This is a genomic window from Bradyrhizobium sp. (genome assembly GCF_019242285.1).
Classification (GTDB): Bacteria; Pseudomonadota; Alphaproteobacteria; order Rhizobiales; family Xanthobacteraceae; genus Bradyrhizobium.
On sequence record NZ_JAFAVV010000806.1, the window covers coordinates 1 to 3502 of the forward strand.

The 3502-nt window shown below is 65.5% G+C and carries 3 protein-coding genes; 1 reads left to right on the forward strand and 2 read right to left on the reverse strand.

Features of this window, described 5'->3' with window-relative positions; translation table 11 throughout:
• Window positions 1–163: 163 nt before the first annotated feature.
• On the reverse strand, window positions 164–1657 hold the full coding sequence (locus tag JOY90_RS33010) for an FAD-linked oxidase C-terminal domain-containing protein (RefSeq protein ID WP_291695284.1): 1494 nt from the start codon (window positions 1655–1657) through the stop codon (window positions 164–166).
• Window positions 1658–1884: 227 nt separating this feature from the next.
• On the opposite strand from JOY90_RS33010, the gene JOY90_RS33015 reads away from it, so the two are divergent.
• Complete coding sequence (locus JOY90_RS33015; RefSeq protein WP_291695285.1) at window positions 1885–2280, forward strand: cytochrome c family protein; 396 nt, start codon at window positions 1885–1887, stop codon at window positions 2278–2280.
• Window positions 2281–2282: 2 nt separating this feature from the next.
• Here JOY90_RS33015 and JOY90_RS33020 read toward each other — a convergent pair.
• Window positions 2283–3502 (reverse strand): hypothetical protein (locus JOY90_RS33020; protein ID WP_291695286.1); only part of this gene is annotated, 1220 nt, incomplete at its 5' end.

A 3502-nucleotide genomic window follows, 5' to 3' on the forward strand; every position in this document is an offset into this window, starting at 1 on the left:
CGTCCGCCGTAGCTCAACGAGCGAAGGCGGAAGCGTGCCCACCATTCAGCATCATGTTCGCTGAAACATGGTGGGCACGGCGCTTCCACCTTCGCTCGTTGAGCTACGGCGGACGCAGTCGCGCCTTAGCCCACCCTACACGTCTACACGTCTGCAATCGCGATCAGAACCGCGGCAGATCCGGAAACGCGAGCTTGCCGGCGTGGACATGCATGCGGCCGAGCTCGGCGCAGCGGTGCAGCGTCGGGAAGACCTTTCCCGGATTGAGCAGGCCCTGCGAATCGAAGGCGCATTTCAGACGCTGCTGCGCCTTGAGATCGATCTCGGAGAACATCTCCGGCATCAGGTCGCGCTTCTCGATGCCGACGCCGTGCTCGCCGGTGAGCACGCCGCCGAGCTCGACGCAGCAGCGCAGGATGTCGGCGCCGAATGCCTCGGCGCGCTCCATCTCGCCCGGCTGGTTGGCGTCGTAGAGGATCAACGGATGCAGGTTGCCGTCGCCGGCGTGGAACACATTGGCGCAACGCAGGCCGTATTTCTCCGAGAGCCCGCGGATCCGCGCCAGCGCTTCCGGCAATTTCCCGCGCGGAATGGTGCCGTCCATGCAGAGATAGTCCGGCGAGATGCGCCCGACCGCGGGGAATGCCGCCTTGCGCCCGGCCCAGAACAGATTGCGCTCGGCCTCCGAAGCGGAGATCTGGCAGGTGGTCGAGCCGCAGCCATTCGCGATCGCCTCGACGCGACCGATCAACTCGTCGACCTCGACCGCAGGGCCGTCGAGCTCGATGATGAGCAGCGCCTCGACGTCGAGCGGGTAGCCGGCATGGACGAAGGCCTCGGCGGCGTGGATCGCGGGCTTGTCCATCATCTCCATGCCGCCCGGGATGATGCCGGCGCCGATGATCCGCGCCACGCATTCGCCGGCCGCCTCGACCTCGGGGAATCCGACCATCAGCGCACGCGCCGTCTCGGGCTTCTGAAGAATGCGCACCGTCACCTCGGTGACGACGCCGAGCAGCCCTTCCGAACCGGTGATGATTCCCATGAGATCGTAGCCGGCGCTCTCGGCCGCCTTGCCGCCGATGCGCAGCACCTCGCCGGTCATCAGCACGATCTCGCAGCCTAGCACATTGTTCGTGGTCATGCCGTATTTCAGGCAGTGCACGCCGCCGGAATTCTCCGCGACGTTGCCGCCGATCGAGCACGCGATCTGCGACGACGGGTCGGGCGCATAATAGAAGCCGGCATGCGCCACCGCCTGGCTGATCGCGAGGTTGGTGACGCCGGGCTCGGTGACCACCACGCGGTTGTCGAAGTCGATTTCGCGGATGCGCTTGAACTTGCCGAGCCCCAGCAGCACGCCGTCGGCAAGCGGCAGCGCGCCGCCGGACAGCGAGGTGCCGGAGCCGCGCGGCACCACCTTGATACCTTGCGCGTAACAGTATTTCAGGACGCGCGAGACCTGCTCGGTGCAATCAGGCAGCACCACCACCATCGGCGGCTGCCGATACGCCATCAGGCCATCGGCCTCGTAGGGCAGCATCTCGGCAGGCGTATCGATCACGCCCTCGCCCGGCACGATCGCGCGCAGGGCGGCCACGATCTCGCTTCGACGCTTCAATACCTCCGCATCGGCTTCGGGCATCATGATGGCCATCGGCACGCTCCCGCAAGCCCCGCGAATTTTCGTTGCGAATCAAGCATATCCTGACGAGCTTGGATAGGCAGAAGCGGACACATGCTGCAGATTGTCCCGCGAGTTCGAGGCAGCGCAAATATGGCGAAAGCTCGCGACTTTTGGCGGCTTGTGAGCGCGGGCCTGCCATGCCACAAAACGCGCGCCAATCACTTCTCTCACGAGAAACAACGAAGAGCCCTCCTGCCATGAACAAACCGAGCCTCAGCGCCCTGATCGTGATCGCTTCGACCGTCGCCGCGTCCAGCGCGCTGGCCCAGGATGTCGCGGCGGGCAAGACCTCTTTCAACAAGTGCCTGCCCTGCCATTCGATCGGCGAAGGCGCCAAGAACAAGGTCGGCCCTGAGCTCAACGGCCTCGACGGCCGCAAGACCGGCACCGCGGCGGACTACAACTACTCCGATGGCAACAAGAACTCCGGCATCACCTGGAACAAGGATGAGTTCCTCAGCTACATCAAGGACCCGAAGGCCAAGATCCCCGGCACCAAGATGACCTTCGCCGGCATCAAGAGCGAGACCGAAGCCGCCAATCTCTGGGCCTATCTCGCCTCCTTCGACAAGGACGGCAAGCAGAAGCAGTAAATTCACGCGGCGCCGGCGGCGCGACGAATCTCATCGATGCCGCCGGTGAAGTAGAAGGCCTCGACGGGAAGGTCGTCGTGCCGGCCGTCGAGAATCTCGCGGCAGCCGCGCAAGGCGTCGGCGCGGCCGACGAAGGAGCCCGAACGCCCGGTGAACGGCTCGGCGACATAGAACGGCTGCGAGAAGAAGGCTTGCAGCTTCTGCGCACGATCAATCAGCACCGCGCTGGCCGCCTGCTCCTGGCGATCTTCCGCACCGCGCGCCGCCGCGATCGCATCCCGCACCGCTCGCGCCAGCGACACGTCACTGACCGGAATCCTGCTCTCATCGATCAGGCGCGAGCGCGCGGTCCGCACGTCGACGCCCGGATAGGTCCTGCGCCGGATCATCTCGCGCGAGAGGTGCACGACGGTGTCGACGGCCGCGAGTGCCGCCAGCGTTTCAGCGCGCCACGGTCCCTCCACGCCGCGCAGGAAGAAGGTCTGCACGGCGCCGACCGTGCCTTCGCTGGAACCTTCCGCCTTCAACGCGTCCGCGAACGAATGGCTTTCGTCCAGCGAGGGCGGCCAGATATCAGACGGTGGCGGGATCAGCACGAACAGCGTCACCGGATGAGCGCCTCCGCTGATGCGCCGCACGATCTCCTCCATCACCACTGTGTTGCCGGTACCGTATTCGCCGGCGATCGCAACGCTGCCGCCGGCCCGGATCGGGCACATCACGTCGATCACCTTGATGCCGGTCTCCACCACCTCGTGGGTCTGACGCCCATCGGAGGTGGCCGCAGCCAATAGCGGCACCAGGCGATCGAACTGGAGCGGATCGATGCTCCCCAGAGACTTTCGGCGCGAGCTCAGCACCGTTGCGCCCCTCGGCAGCGGCGGCATCATGGAGGTGGCGACACCGCGGACCACACCGCCGCCGGGCCGCTGCATCACTTGCACCTTCAGCCCCTCCTTGCGCGCCTCGTCGCTGACCACGAGCTCGGTCAGCAAATCGGGCAAAGCTGCCGGATCGAACAGGGCATCGACGACATCGCCGCGTGTCTCGATCAGGCGGCCGATGCGGTTGGCGAACTCATCGGGCAAGGCATGGGCGTTCAGCGTATCGGTCATGATGGTCAACATCCTCCGTTTCAGGTGGGATCGGGCTGCGTACAGGCGATTGTTGACTGTGGCCACCGACAGTCCGAGAAAAGTCGCGACGTCCTGGTGCGAGCACT